General features: G+C 64.8%; 13 protein-coding genes and 1 pseudogene. 7 read left to right on the top strand and 7 right to left on the bottom strand.

The features are described from left to right. Positions 1-27 precede the first annotated feature (27 nt). Both AC1DEK_RS24555 and AC1DEK_RS24550 read left to right on the top strand, forming a co-directional pair. Positions 28-648: pseudogene (locus tag AC1DEK_RS24555) on the top strand (ATP-binding cassette domain-containing protein); the annotation flags it as partial. After that, positions 645-1,463 carry an ABC transporter substrate-binding protein gene (locus AC1DEK_RS24550; protein ID WP_478127917.1) on the top strand — a complete coding sequence of 273 codons (819 nt, stop codon included), beginning with the start codon at positions 645-647 and terminating at the stop codon, positions 1,461-1,463. The pseudogene AC1DEK_RS24555 and the gene AC1DEK_RS24550, both read left to right, overlap by 4 nt. Before the next feature lie 62 nt (positions 1,464-1,525). On the opposite strand, the gene AC1DEK_RS24545 is transcribed toward AC1DEK_RS24550, so the two are convergent. From AC1DEK_RS24545 to AC1DEK_RS24535, 3 genes are all read right to left on the bottom strand, one after another. After that, positions 1,526-1,894, bottom strand: a complete 369-nt coding sequence (locus tag AC1DEK_RS24545) for a M23 family metallopeptidase (protein ID WP_478127916.1) — start codon at positions 1,892-1,894, stop codon at positions 1,526-1,528. A 306-nt stretch (positions 1,895-2,200) separates the two neighbouring features. Beyond that, complete coding sequence (locus tag AC1DEK_RS24540) at positions 2,201-2,746, bottom strand: gluconokinase (protein ID WP_478127915.1); 546 nt, start codon at positions 2,744-2,746, stop codon at positions 2,201-2,203. A gap of 115 nt (positions 2,747-2,861) precedes the next feature. Further along, complete coding sequence (locus tag AC1DEK_RS24535) at positions 2,862-3,218, bottom strand: hypothetical protein (RefSeq protein WP_478127914.1); 357 nt, start codon at positions 3,216-3,218, stop codon at positions 2,862-2,864. Positions 3,219-3,417: 199 nt separating this feature from the next. On the opposite strand from AC1DEK_RS24535, the gene AC1DEK_RS24530 reads away from it, so the two are divergent. Beyond that, positions 3,418-3,864 carry an SRPBCC family protein gene (locus AC1DEK_RS24530; RefSeq protein WP_478127913.1) on the top strand — a complete coding sequence of 149 codons (447 nt, stop codon included), beginning with the start codon at positions 3,418-3,420 and terminating at the stop codon, positions 3,862-3,864. A gap of 31 nt (positions 3,865-3,895) precedes the next feature. Here the strand turns inward: AC1DEK_RS24530 and AC1DEK_RS24525 are convergent, their stop codons facing one another. The 3 genes from AC1DEK_RS24525 to AC1DEK_RS24515 form a co-directional block, all read right to left on the bottom strand. Beyond that, positions 3,896-5,029, bottom strand: coding sequence for a serine hydrolase domain-containing protein (locus AC1DEK_RS24525; protein WP_478127912.1), 1,134 nt, complete (start codon positions 5,027-5,029; stop codon positions 3,896-3,898). A gap of 34 nt (positions 5,030-5,063) precedes the next feature. Further along, positions 5,064-5,345, bottom strand: a complete 282-nt coding sequence (locus tag AC1DEK_RS24520) for an immunity protein Tsi6 family protein (protein WP_478127911.1) — start codon at positions 5,343-5,345, stop codon at positions 5,064-5,066. A gap of 216 nt (positions 5,346-5,561) precedes the next feature. After that, a complete protein-coding gene (locus AC1DEK_RS24515) occupies positions 5,562-6,617 on the bottom strand; it encodes an RNA methyltransferase (protein WP_478127910.1) in 1,056 nt (351 codons plus the stop codon). Between the two features lie 91 nt (positions 6,618-6,708). Between AC1DEK_RS24515 and AC1DEK_RS24510 the strand changes: the two genes are divergently transcribed. Continuing rightward, positions 6,709-7,812, top strand: coding sequence for an ATP-dependent DNA ligase (locus AC1DEK_RS24510; protein ID WP_478127909.1), 1,104 nt, complete (start codon positions 6,709-6,711; stop codon positions 7,810-7,812). Positions 7,813-7,819: 7 nt separating this feature from the next. Here the strand turns inward: AC1DEK_RS24510 and AC1DEK_RS24505 are convergent, their stop codons facing one another. Next, positions 7,820-8,656 (bottom strand): FadR/GntR family transcriptional regulator, encoded by an 837-nt coding sequence (locus AC1DEK_RS24505; protein WP_478127908.1) that lies wholly within the window; start codon positions 8,654-8,656, stop codon positions 7,820-7,822. A 247-nt stretch (positions 8,657-8,903) separates the two neighbouring features. Here AC1DEK_RS24505 and AC1DEK_RS24500 point away from each other — a divergent pair, with 247 nt between their 5' ends. From AC1DEK_RS24500 to garD, 3 genes are all read left to right on the top strand, one after another. Beyond that, the gene (locus AC1DEK_RS24500) at positions 8,904-9,713 is read left to right on the top strand and encodes an NAD-dependent epimerase/dehydratase family protein (RefSeq protein ID WP_478128028.1); all 810 of its coding nucleotides are present in this window, start codon (positions 8,904-8,906) and stop codon (positions 9,711-9,713) included. Then, positions 9,710-11,008: an MFS transporter gene (locus tag AC1DEK_RS24495; protein ID WP_478127907.1), complete on the top strand. Its 1,299-nt coding sequence runs from the start codon at positions 9,710-9,712 to the stop codon at positions 11,006-11,008. Before AC1DEK_RS24500 ends, AC1DEK_RS24495 begins: the two co-directional genes overlap by 4 nt. A 23-nt stretch (positions 11,009-11,031) precedes the next feature. Next, positions 11,032-12,515 (top strand): galactarate dehydratase (garD, locus tag AC1DEK_RS24490; protein WP_478127906.1); only part of this gene is annotated, 1,484 nt, incomplete at its 3' end.

The raw sequence follows: 12,515 nt of genomic DNA, 5'->3' as shown, positions 1-12,515 counted from the left end.
GGCCACGTGCAGGCCCTCGTCGGGGTCAGTTTGTCGATCCGCTCCGGAGAACGGGTCGCACTGATCGGCGCGAACGGCAGCGGCAAGAGCACCTTGCTGCGCGTGCTGCACGGCCTCGTGGCGCATGCCGAGGGCACATTCGACAACAAGGTTCAGCGCTGGGCACAGGCCATGTTGTTCCAGCGGCCGCACTTGCTGCGCGCCAGCGTCCGCAACAACGTCGCGCTCCCGCTCTGGCTGCACGGCACGCGATGGCGCGAGGCGCAGTTCCAGGCAAGCCTTGCCCTCGATCGGGTCGGGCTGGCCGACCTCGCGCGGCGAAACGCGCGCACGCTCTCGGGCGGGCAGCAGCAGCGCGTGGCGCTCGCGCGCGCATGGGTGCTGCAGCCGGACGTGTTGTTCCTCGACGAGCCGACCGCGAGCCTAGACCCCACTGCCAAGCGCGAGGTCGAGCGATTGATCGGCACCGCAGCCGATGGCCGCACGCTGGTGTTCGCCAGCCACAACCTGGGTCAGGTGAAGCGGCTCGCAAGCCGTGTCATCTACCTGGAGCACGGTCGCATCGTGGTCGATCTGCCTGTTCATGAATTCTTCGCCGGCCCTTTGCCGGACGAAGCCGCCCTGTTCCTCAAAGGAGAGTTGGTATGAGAAAGATATTTTGTGCGCTCGTCATCTCGGCGAGCGCCTTGGCTGCACAAGCAGAGACGATCACGATGGCATCGACCACCTCGACAGAGCAGTCGGGTTTGTTTGCGCATCTGCTGCCAGCGTTCAAGCAGGCCAGCAACATCGACGTCAAGGTCGTGGCAGTCGGCACCGGCCAGGCGATCGACATGGCCAAACGGGGCGATGCCGACGTGCTCTTCGTGCACGACACGGCGGCCGAAGAGAAATTCGTCGCGCAAGGTTTTGCAGCCAGGCGCCTGCCTGTCATGTACAACGACTTCGTCCTTGTCGGGCCGAAGAACGACCCGGCCGGCGTGAAGGGCAAGGACATCGTCGTCGCGCTGAAGAAGATCGCCGCGGCCAACGCACCCTTCGTCTCACGCGGCGACAACAGCGGCACCGATGCGGCCGAGCGCCGGTTGTGGGCGCAAACCGGCATGGCCCCATCCGCCCAGTCTTTGCCTAACGACAAAAAGGGGGCTGGCTACAAGGAATGCGGCTGCGGAATGGGACCGGCGCTCAACATCGCTGCATCGAGCGGTGCCTACGTGATGAGCGATCGTGGCACCTGGCTGAGCTTCAAGAACCGTGCGGACCTGGCGGTGCTCGTCGAAGGCGACAAGCGCCTGTTCAACCAGTATGGCGTGATGGTCGTCAGCCCCGCAAAATTCCCGCAGCTCAACAGCGCGGGCGCACAGAAGTTCGTCGACTGGGTGACCTCGCCGGCCGGGCAATCGGTGATTGCAAGCTACAAGATCGGCGGCGAGCAGTTGTTCTTTCCCAATGCAAGCAACTAGATCGCTTCACGCCGCGCGAACGAACGACAGCCCCAGCGGGCGAGCGTGGATCGAGCGACCCCTCAGGGAGCGGCCGGAAAGCTCACGACATCGCCGCCGAGCGGCAGCGCGTTGCGCCGTTCGCCCGTGACCGCGGTCGAGATCGGGATTGGCTCCAGCGTGTCGAAGTACGGCAGCACCTGGGCGAGCGGCGGCGTGCGTCCGGTGAGCATGAAGGCGTCGAACTCGTAGGGCAGGCCGTTCGCGTGCAGGACCGACAAGCGATCCATCACCTGGAAGTGCACGTGCGGCCCGCCGCCAGTGCCTGAGCTGCCGGCCTTGCCCATCGGCTGCCCGCGCGCGACGCGATCGCCCGGCTTGTACGACGCCCTCACGCCGGCACGGCGCGACGTGCTCGAGTCGATCAATCTCCTGCCGGAACGCGTCGCCACGGTGGCTTCTTTCGAGCAGGTGACTTCAGCGCCAGCGTGCGCCAGGTGCCGATAACCATCCTGACGGCCGACCAGCCCCCGATCACCGCCCAAGACATCGCCAGCGGCGCCTTCCCGCCGAACGTGACCGCCGAGTTCATCGAGGCGCTGTGGTCGGCGCAAGTCTCGGCGCAGGACGCTCTCGCCAAGCGCTTCCCCGGCGCCAGGCATGTCACCGAGACCCGCAGCCGCCGCGGATCGTGGCCGACGCGATCCGTGAAGTCGTCGACGCCGCGCGTCGCTGACCGGTCGGCGCGTTGGACGGATTCATTCCAGGCCGAGTGTTTCGATGATCGACTGCGACAGCACGGCAGCCGCTGGTCCGATGTCGATCCGGACCGCCGGCTCTGGCTCCGAAGGCTCCTCCAGATCGGCAAACTGACTGTCCAGCAGACTCGTCGGCATGAAATGGCCATGGCGTGCCGCCAGCCGCGTGGCAATCATTTCTCGAGAGCCGGCGAGATAGACGAACATCACGCCCGAACCCCGGCGGTTGATCACGTTGCGATAAGAGCGCTTGAGGGCGGAACACGTGATGACGCCGTTTTCCCCGGCATCGATGCGCGCGTCGACCCAGTCGGCGATCTTCTCCAGCCAGGGCGCGCGATCTTCATCGTTGAGCGGGTGGCCGGCCTTCATCTTCTCGACGTTCGATGGCGGATGCAGTTCATCGCCTTCCTCGAAAGGCCAACCCAGTCGGCCCGCGAGTATCGCCGCGACGGTCGTCTTGCCGCAGCCCGAGACTCCCATGAGCACCAGAACGATAGGTTGCGCCTGGGAGCGTCGCCCGGACGCGGATGTTCGTTCAGCCAAGCTGTGTCCTCGAAAGTGAAGCGGTATGGTGCCCATTGGCCTGGGCCAGTGCAAGCAATGATTGTTCGAATCTCGCGCAGCGCGCGCAGCGCTGGCTGCACCCGGCAGATCATCCTCAAACCCGCATGCTCAGACCAAAATGCCGGCGGTTGGCCCAGAGATTGACCAGCGCGTCGAGCTCTGTTGCATAGATCGCCGCCTGCGGTGGCCCAAAGGTGCCATTGCCGCTGGGGCTGGTGCGCATGGTCGCGTGCCAGAGGCCGTCCGACCGCTGCCTGTATTGGCCGAGGAACTCACAGCCGAGCGGCGCCGCGATCGAAAAATCGCATCGCCGGAGAAGGAGGCCATCGCTCTTCGAGCCCTCCACGCCTCTCGTCGAGACGAGCATGTGCTCCCCATCATCCTGGAGAACGCTCTCTCTCGGGATGCGGGTCAGCAGTTCCGGCGAAGGTCTTGATTCTGGCTTGTCCATAGCTCCTCCTTTATCGGCCGTCGTCCGACAAGTTGAAGGTGTGCGAATGGAAAAAGTTCATCCAGCGTTCATTTCGGAGGCCATTCCGCCCGAGACATGCCATATGTCGTAGGTAGACTGCGTGCGGCATGTCTATTTCCCCCGCGCTCGTTCGTCGTATGAACGAGGGCCGTCCTCTGCACTTCAGGAGAAAACATCCATGGGTACCAATACTGTCCGTTTGCACCGCGTCCTGCGCGCGCCGGCCGAGCGCATCTATCGCGCCTTTGTCGATCCCGCCGCTTTCGAGCGCTGGCTGCCGCCGTTCGGATTCCTCGGCAAGGTCCACAGCATGGAACCGGTGGTCGGCGGAGCCTGGCGCATGTCCTTCACCAACTTCGGCACCGGCAACAGCCACTCTTTCGGCGGCAAATACCTGGAACTGGTTCCGGGCCAGCGCATTTCCTATGACGCCACCTTCGATGATGCGAACCTGCCCGGCGCCATGAAGACCACCGTGACGCTCACGCCCGTATCGTGTGGCACCGAAATGTCGGTGGTGCAGGAAGGCATCCCGGAGGTGATCCCGCCGGAAATGTGCTACCTCGGCTGGCAGGAATCGCTCATCGCATTGGCCCAACTGGTCGAGCCGAACATTCCGGGCTGAGGGTCTCGCCGTTGCGCTCGCCGGCCTGCGATCAGCGTGGGGGCGGCAGCGCCCGCAGAACATCCCTGAAAACCCCGAACTGCAACTTGAACGCTTCCGGGCTGTAGTCCTGGTAGTAGCCTGCCGTCACCACGACCACGAGGTCGCGCTCGGGGACGATGCGGATTGACTGCCCGCCTCGCCCGAGTGCGCCAATCCAATGGACCCCACCTGCAGGAGTCTGGACGCGGCCGAGCCACCACAGATAACCATAGTTCTGACCGTCCGTCGTCTTGACCTTTGGGGTCGTCGAGGTCTCGATCCATTCCCTGGAGACGATTTGTCGGCCGTTCCATCGCCCACCCGCGAGCACAAGCTGTCCGATCTTCGCCATGTCGCGCGGCCGCAGGCGCAATCCACCTCCGGCATCCGTATGCCCCTTGACGCGGCGCCACTCAAACTGCGTGATGCCCAGAGGCTCGAACAACACTTCCCGGGCGAATTCGTCCAGAGGCTGTCCTGTCGCCTTCCGAACAATGGCGGACACCAGCGCAAGCGCCCCCGTGTTGTAGAAAAACTCTTGGCCTGGCGGCGCAGTGGACGCCAGGCCAAGGACGTAGCGACAGGGATCTGCCGCCCGCCGCATGCGCGACTCATCGTTGTTCTCCTCGGTGGCCGGAGCCGCCTCCACCCACTCAAGGCCCATCGTCATGGTGAGCACGTGCACCAGTTGGATGCGATCCTTTTCAGGCGAACGCAAATCCGCGTACTCGGGGAAGAAGCTGAAGATCGGTTCGTTGACGCTGCGGATCAATCCGCGATCGATGGCGATCCCGAGTGCAAGCGACGCAACGCTCTTTGAAACCGACTTCAGGTCATGCAGCATGTCGGTGTCGAAGACGACATCCTTGACCCGGCTGCCAGAAAAGAAACCGGGGACCTCATCGGGACCGCTGAAGTACTTCTCGAACACCAGCTTCCCTCCGCGGGCGACCAGCACGGCATGGATGTTGGATGAGACCGCGAGCTGATCAGCCATCCCGCACAGCACCGCGGCATCGACGAGCTGGTCGTCTCCCGCGTTCAGCGCACCGCAGCGAGCGAGCGGACCCGCGAACGCCGGCAATCCGGGGAGGGATGCAAGCGCAGTCCCGCCAACGAGTGAAGCAAACTGGCGCCGTCTCATGTTGCCTCCATTGGCCCACATGAATCTGACGCGGTCAATCGGGCCTGAGTCCCTGCGCCAGCCTGGCAGCAACCCCTTGCGCGTCCGTCAGCGCGTTGGCGAACACGGCGTCGGAGCGTTGAAGCGCTCTCGTACTGTATTGCCCGACCATGATGTCGCGCAGCTTGGCACGGTCGACCGCCGCCTTTCGTTCGAGCACGGCCATCAGGTACTCGAGCTGCATCACGCTGGCCGCATAGATCGCCACCGAGGGCGCTCCAGCCAGGCGGCTGCGCGCCATATCGAGGGCAGCTCCAACAGTGGCGGTCGCATCCAAAATGGTCTCCTGAAATCTGGGGGGACGGGTGCTGTATGGCGGGTGGGGGTACCTTGCGCGCGTGCGATTGAACGACGGAGTTCAAACAATTGCACGCCCGACGTTGGGCTAGGCGTGAGACGCATTCGCCAGTAGGCTTCGCGCCAGATGGCAGCAGTGACCGATTCCGCGCCACCCCGATCGCCTTTGCGAGCCTCCGGCGACTCGGAACTCCACTTATGCCTCCAGGGACGGTGCGCGGTGAAACTTCACCTGCGCACCGGCTTGCACGCCGGCTGCGCGCGCCCGCAGCTGCCCGCAGCCGCCGTCGACGTCCTGCCCGGCCGAATAGCGCAGCTTCGTCAGGATGCCGCGCTCGTGCAGCGTGCGCGCAATCGCCTTGCAGCGTTCTCCCGATGGGCGACTGAACGCCACGCCCTCCACGGCGTTGAAGGGAATCATGTTGAGCACGCCGTATTTGCCCGAGAGCAGCCGCACGATGCCTTCGATTTCCTCTTCACTGTCGTTGATGCCTTCCAACAGCGTCCACTGGTATTGAATCGGATAGCCGGTCGCGCGCGCATAACTCTCGCAGGCGGCAACCAGTTCCTGGGGGCTCAGGTTCGGCGCGCGCGGAAGGAGCCTTCTGCGCAACTCGGCGTTGGTCGTATGCAGCGACAGTGCCAACGCCGGCTTGACGCGGCCCTGCTGCAGTCGCTCGAAAACGCGAGGATCGCCCACCGTGGAGAACACCAGGTTCTTGTGCCCGATGTTGCCCGCGGTGCCGAGCAGATCGATTGCTTCCATCACGTTGTCGAGGTTGTGTGCCGGCTCGCCCATGCCCATGAACACCACCTTGCGCACGGGCCTGCGGGTGCGCGCGAGAGCGACCTGGGCAATGATCTCCGCGCTCCCGAGTTGGCGCAGCAGTCCGTCGCGACCGGTCATGCAGAACTGGCAACCGACGGCGCATCCGACCTGCGAGGACACGCACAGACCCTCTCTGGGCAGCAACACGCTTTCGACGGTCTGCCCGTCCGCCAAGGCGACCAGCAGGCGTTCTGAACCATCGGCGCCGGGGTGGATGGCCTGAATGCGCGCCAGGCCCGCGAGTTCAGCCTCGATGGAAGGCAGCGCCGCAAGCAATGATGACGGGAAGAAACTCTCCGGCCGGCGTTTTCCGCTGCTGCGCGGCAGCGCGTGAGACCACAGCCTGAGGACGCGATGTTCGTGCAGCGGGCCCGCTCCGGCGTCCTGCAGCCGTCGTTTGATTTCCTGGATTCGCGTCGACATCCGGCCGATTGTGATGGATGAGACAGAAGCCGAGGCATTGAGTCTGCTTGCGACTACAGCAGCCGCTTCGCGTCGGGCGCTAGGGTCGATCATGGCGTCCGAGCTTCCTTCCGAGCATTCATTTGCGCCTCGTTTCGGCAGCGTGCAACCGATGCTCGCATCCGTTGCGGCGCAAGTGCCCGAAGGTGAAGGCTGGCTCTACGAGCCGAAGTGGGATGGCTTCCGCGCGATCGTGTTTCGGGAAGGCGGCTCGGCGCGCCTTCAGAGCCGCGATACGAAGCCGCTCGATCGCTACTTTCCGGAACTGCTCGAAGCGCTCGCGCGTGCGCTCCCCGAGGGCTGCGTGCTCGACGGCGAGATCGTCGTCGCCGGCACGAACGGCCTGGACTTCGACGCGTTGCAGCAGCGCATTCACCCGGCTGCGTCCCGCATCGAGCGGCTCGCGCACGAGACCCCGGCCTCTTTCGTCGCCTTCGACCTGATCGCGGTGGACGGCGCGGACATATCGGACCGGCCGCAGGATGAGCGTCGGATGCTGCTGGAGGCGCTGCTCATGGACGTGCCACCGCCCATCCATCTCACGCCCATGACCACTTCGCACGGCACGGCCGTCGGATGGCTGCAGTCTTTCGAAGGGGCCGGTCTCGACGGCGTTGTCGCCAAGCCGGCGGACAGCCCGTATCGCCAGGGCCAGCGCGCCATGCTGAAGATCAAGCACGTGCGCAGCGCCGATTGCGTGGTCGCCGGTTTTCGTTGGCACAAGAGCGGCGAGGATGCGGTCGGCTCACTGCTGCTGGGCCTCTACGACGACGACAACGTGCTTCAGCATGTCGGTTCGACGTCGGCTTTCAGCATGGAGACGCGACGCGCACTCGCCAAGGAACTGGCGCCATTGCGGCCGAAGACACTGGACGGCCATCCGTGGGCGCGCTGGGGCGATCCGAACGGCCAGGCGGTGCAGCGCATGCCTGGGGCGCAGAGCCGATGGAGCAGCGGCAAGGATCTGAGCTGGCAACCGCTGCGCATCGAGCGTGTGTGCGAAGCCAGGTACGACCATCTGCAGGGACGGCGCTTCCGGCACGCCGCCATCTTCATGCGCTGGCGTTTCGACAAGCCGCCCGATGCATGCCGCTTCGACCAGCTGGAAGTGGTCGCGCCCTATGCGCTCGCCGAGGTGTTCGCCGGCGAGCGTTGAGCGCGACTCAGCCCTCGGGCAAGTTCGAGCTCGCACTCGAATTCGCGCCCGAATTCGCGCGCGAGGGCTCCGCGTGCGCCTTGCGCTGGCGCTCGCGGCTGTTGACCAGATGGATGCGCATGGCTGCACGCGCCGCATCGGGATCGCGGCGCTCGATGGCCGCATAGATATCCTGATGCTCCTGATTGACCTTCTGCAGATGCTGTTCGCGTTGCTCGACGTTCAGCCATGACGATGAGATCCGCGTGCGCGGGATCACTTCCAGCCCCAGATGGCTCATCAATTCGCCGAAGTAATGGTTGCCGGTGGCCCGTGCGATGGTGAGGTGAAATCGAAAATCGGGCGATACCGTTTCACCGACGGTCGCGAGGTGCTTTTCGAAGTCGTCGAGCGCGCTGCGCATCTCCTGAAGATGCTCGTCGTTTCGGCGCAGTGCCGCGAGCCCGGCAGCTTCCGATTCGATGCTGGTGCGCAGTTCGAGCATCTCCAGCATGTCGAAGATGCCGCCGCCGCTGGATGCCGCATTGCCGAACTGGAAGCGGCCCGGCGCCGCCACTTCGAGGGCGAAGGTTCCGACCCCGTGATGCGTCTGGACCATGCCGGCGGCTTGCAGGCGGGACAAGGCTTCGCGCACCACGCCGCGGCTGACGCCGAAGGTTTGCATGATCACCGCCTCCGTCGGCAGCTTGTCTCCTGGCTTGATCGCCCGGCTCTTGAGCTGCCCGCCGAGAGCCTCGACCAGCTCGTGCGTCAGCCCCTTGCCCGGTCGGCGGCCGGCCAGTGACGCGGCGCGCAGATTGGTGTCCGCGGAGATTTCCTCAAGGGTGGGCGAAGGTTCTTGCATGCGCCAATCATAGAACTGTGCGGAGGTTGTCCTAGCACTTCCAACAACAAGTCGCTTTGTTGTAGGACATCCAATGATGGGTTGCGCGTTTTCGCAATCACGTGGCAGCATTCAGCTACAAATCCCCCGCATAAACCTGGGTTTACCCTGATAAAAGCCGGCCAGAAGATCGAACATAGTCGCTACTTGTCATAGGACATCTGATGAGTAGACGGAGACTTTCATGCCCCCTTCACCCGAAATTACGTTGAAAAAAATCGCGTTGAGCGGCGCGGGCGGCCAGCTCGGCGCCGTTCTGCGCAAGGCGTTGGTCGCCCGAGGGCTCCCCTTGCGCTCCGCCGCCGGCCGCACGGCGCTCGTGCCGCTGGTCGACGGCGAAGACGTGATGCACGGCGACCTGCGCGATGGCGCCGTGGTCGACCGGCTGCTCGAAGGCGTCGACGTGCTGATCCACCTTGCAGGCACGAGCGTGGAGCGCCCGTTGCCCGAGATCATCGACAACAACCTGAGCGCCCTGGTCGCGGTCTATGAAGGTGCGCGCCGGCAGGGAGTGCGCCGCGTCGTCTTCGCGAGCTCCAACCATGCGATCGGCATGTACCCGGTCACCGAGCATCTCGGCCTCGATTGCGCGTTGCGCCCCGACGGTTTCTACGGGCTGAGCAAGGTCTGGGGCGAAGCGCTTGCGCGCATGTACTGGGACAAGCACGGCATCGAAAGCGTCTGCGTGCGCATCGGCAGTTGCCTCGAACGGCCGACCGAACCGCGCCACCTGAGCACGTGGTTCGGCCACGAGGATTTCCTGCACTTCATCGATCGCTGCATCGAAGCCGAGCACGTGGGGTTCACCGTCGTGTGGGGCGTCTCGGCCAACAAGCGCAGCTGGTGGAACAACCGCGGCGCCGAACACCTGGGCTTTCGGCCCACGCAAGACGCGGAGGCGTACGCCGCGGAAATCCTGGCCCGGCCGAACCCACTCGATGCCTTGGGCCAACGTTTTCAGGGCGGCAGCTTCGTCGGCCTGGACTACTCGCGCAAAGACCAAGGAGACACGCAATGAAGATCAAGGGCATTCGCTGGTGGATGGTCGCTCTGGTTTCGGCCGGATTGATCGTCAACTACCTCGCGCGCAACACGCTTTCGGTGGCGGCCCCCACGCTGATGAAAGACCTGAACATCACGACCGAGCAGTACTCGCACATCGTGGTGGCCTGGCAGCTCTGCTATGCATTCATGCAGCCGGTCGCGGGCTATCTGCTCGACACGATCGGCACCAAGCTCGGCTTCGGGCTCTTCGCGCTGGCGTGGTCGCTGGCCTGCGCTGCGGCGGCCTGGTCGACCAACTGGCAGAGCCTTGCGTTCTTTCGCGGACTGCTGGGGCTCACCGAAGCGGCCGGCATTCCGGCGGGCGTGAAGGCGACGACAGAATGGTTCCCCGCCAAGGAGCGGTCGGTTGCAATCGGCTGGTTCAACATCGGCTCGTCGATCGGCGCACTGCTCGCGCCGCCGCTGGTGGTGTGGTCGCTGATGCACGGGCAATGGCAATGGGCTTTCCTGATCGTCGGCGGCCTGGGCATCGTCTGGAGCTTCGTCTGGATGCTGCTGTATCGCCATCCGCGTGACCAGAAGCGCCTGTCGGACACCGAGCGCGACTACATCCTCGCCGGCCAGGAAGCCAAGCACAGCGATGCCGGCGCGACCAAGCGTCGCTGGACCGAGATGATCCGCAGCCGCGACTTCTGGGCCATCGGCATTCCGCGCATTCTCTCCGAGCCCGCCTGGCAGACCTTCAACGCCTGGATCCCGCTCTACATGATGACCGAGCGGCACATGAACCTGAAGGAAGTGGCGATGTTCGCGTGGATGCCTTTCCTCGCGGCGGACATCGGCTGCGTGCTGGGCGGCTATCTCAGTCCGCTGTTCCACAAGTACTTCGGCGTGTCGCTGTTCACGTCGCGCAAGATGGTCTTCGTCGTCGGCGCGCTGTTCATGATCGGCCCGGCCAGCGTCGGCTTCGTCGAGAGCCCCTACATGGCGATCGCGCTGCTGTGCATCGGCGGCTTCGCGCACCAGACGCTCTCGGGCGCGCTGTATTCAATCACCTCCGACATGTTCGGGAAGAACGAGGTCGCCACGGCGACGGGGATGGGCGGTATGGCGGGCTACCTGGGCGCTGCCGCGTTCACGGCGTTGTTCGGCGTGCTCGTCACGCAAATCGGCTACAGCCCGCTCTTCGTCGTGCTCGCGGTCTTCGACATCATCGCGGCAGTGGTCGTGTGCCTGCTGGCTCGAAGCGGCGATCGGACACCTACCGCCCGTTGGGCGCCCGTGGGCGCAGGAGCGATGGCCAAGTGAGCGACCTGAGCAACTCGGGCAATATGACAAAGCCCCTCTACATCACCATGCACGATCGTGACAACGTCGCGATCGTGGCCAACGACGGCGGCCTGCCCGCCGGCACCGTGTTTCCCTCGGGGCTGACGCTGATCGACAAGGTCCCGCAGGCGCACAAGGTAGCCCTGGTGGACATCCCCGAAGGCGGCGAAGTGCGCCGCTACAACGTCACCATCGGCTATGCGCTCAAGGACATCCCCGCAGGCAGCTGGGTGCACGAGCGGCTGCTCAGGATGCCGGCCGCGCGAGAGCTCACGGGCCTGCCCATCGCGACGGTCAAGCCCCCCGAGATGCCTCCGCTGGAGGGCTACACCTTCGAGGGCTATCGCAATCCGGACGGCTCCGTCGGCACCCGCAACATCCTGGCGATCACGCAGACCGTGCAGTGCGTGGCGGGCGTGACAGGCTTCGCGGTGCAGCGCATCAAGGCTGAGCTGCTGCCGAAATACCCGAACGTCGATGACGTGGTGGCGCTGGAGCACACCTACGGCTGCGGTGTGGCCATYGATGCGCCGGACGCCGTCGTGCCGATCCGCACGCTGCGCAACATCAGCCTCAATCCGAACTTCGGCGGCGARGTGATGCTGGTGAGCYTGGGCTGCGAGAAGCTGCAGCCCGAGCGCCTGATGCCGCCGGGCACGATTCCTCTGATCGACGAGCGAAATGTGGCGGACGTCGGCGAGAACGCGGACAGCAAGCTCGACGTCGTCTGCCTGCAGGACGAAGCGCACGTGGGCTTCATGTCGATGATCGATTCGATCATGCGCCAGGCCGAAGAGCATCTGGAGCGCCTGAACGCGCGGCGCCGCGAGACCGTGCCTGCGAGTGAACTGGTCGTGGGCGTGCAGTGCGGCGGCAGCGATGCGTTCTCCGGCGTCACGGCCAACCCGGCAGTGGGTTTTTGCACCGACCTGCTCGTGCGCGCGGGCGCCACGGTGATGTTCTCTGAAGTGACTGAAGTGCGCGACGGGATCGACCAGCTCACCTCGCGCGCGACCACGCCCGAAGTGGCCGAAGCGATGATCCGCGAGATGGCCTGGTACGACGCCTACCTGGACAAGGGCCGCGTAGACCGCAGCGCCAACACCACGCCGGGCAACAAGAAGGGCGGCCTGTCCAACATCGTCGAGAAGGCGATGGGCTCGATCGTGAAGTCGGGCAGCGCGCCGATCTCGGGCGTGATCTCGCCGGGCGAGAAGGTGCGCCAGAAGGGGCTGATCTATGCGGCCACACCGGCGAGCGATTTCATCTGCGGCACGCTTCAGTTGGCTGCCGGCATGAATCTGCATGTGTTCACCACGGGCCGAGGCACGCCCTACGGCCTGGCGCAGGTGCCGGTCATCAAGGTCGCCACGCGCGAAGACCTCGCGCGCCGCTGGCACGACTTGATGGACATCAATGCCGGAACCATCGCCACCGGAGAGAAGACCATCGCCGACGTCGGCTGGGAGATGTTCAGGCTGATGCT

It is taken from the genome of Variovorax sp. 10N420 (assembly GCF_056394705.1).
This window is presented reverse-complemented; position numbering and strand designations above follow the sequence as displayed.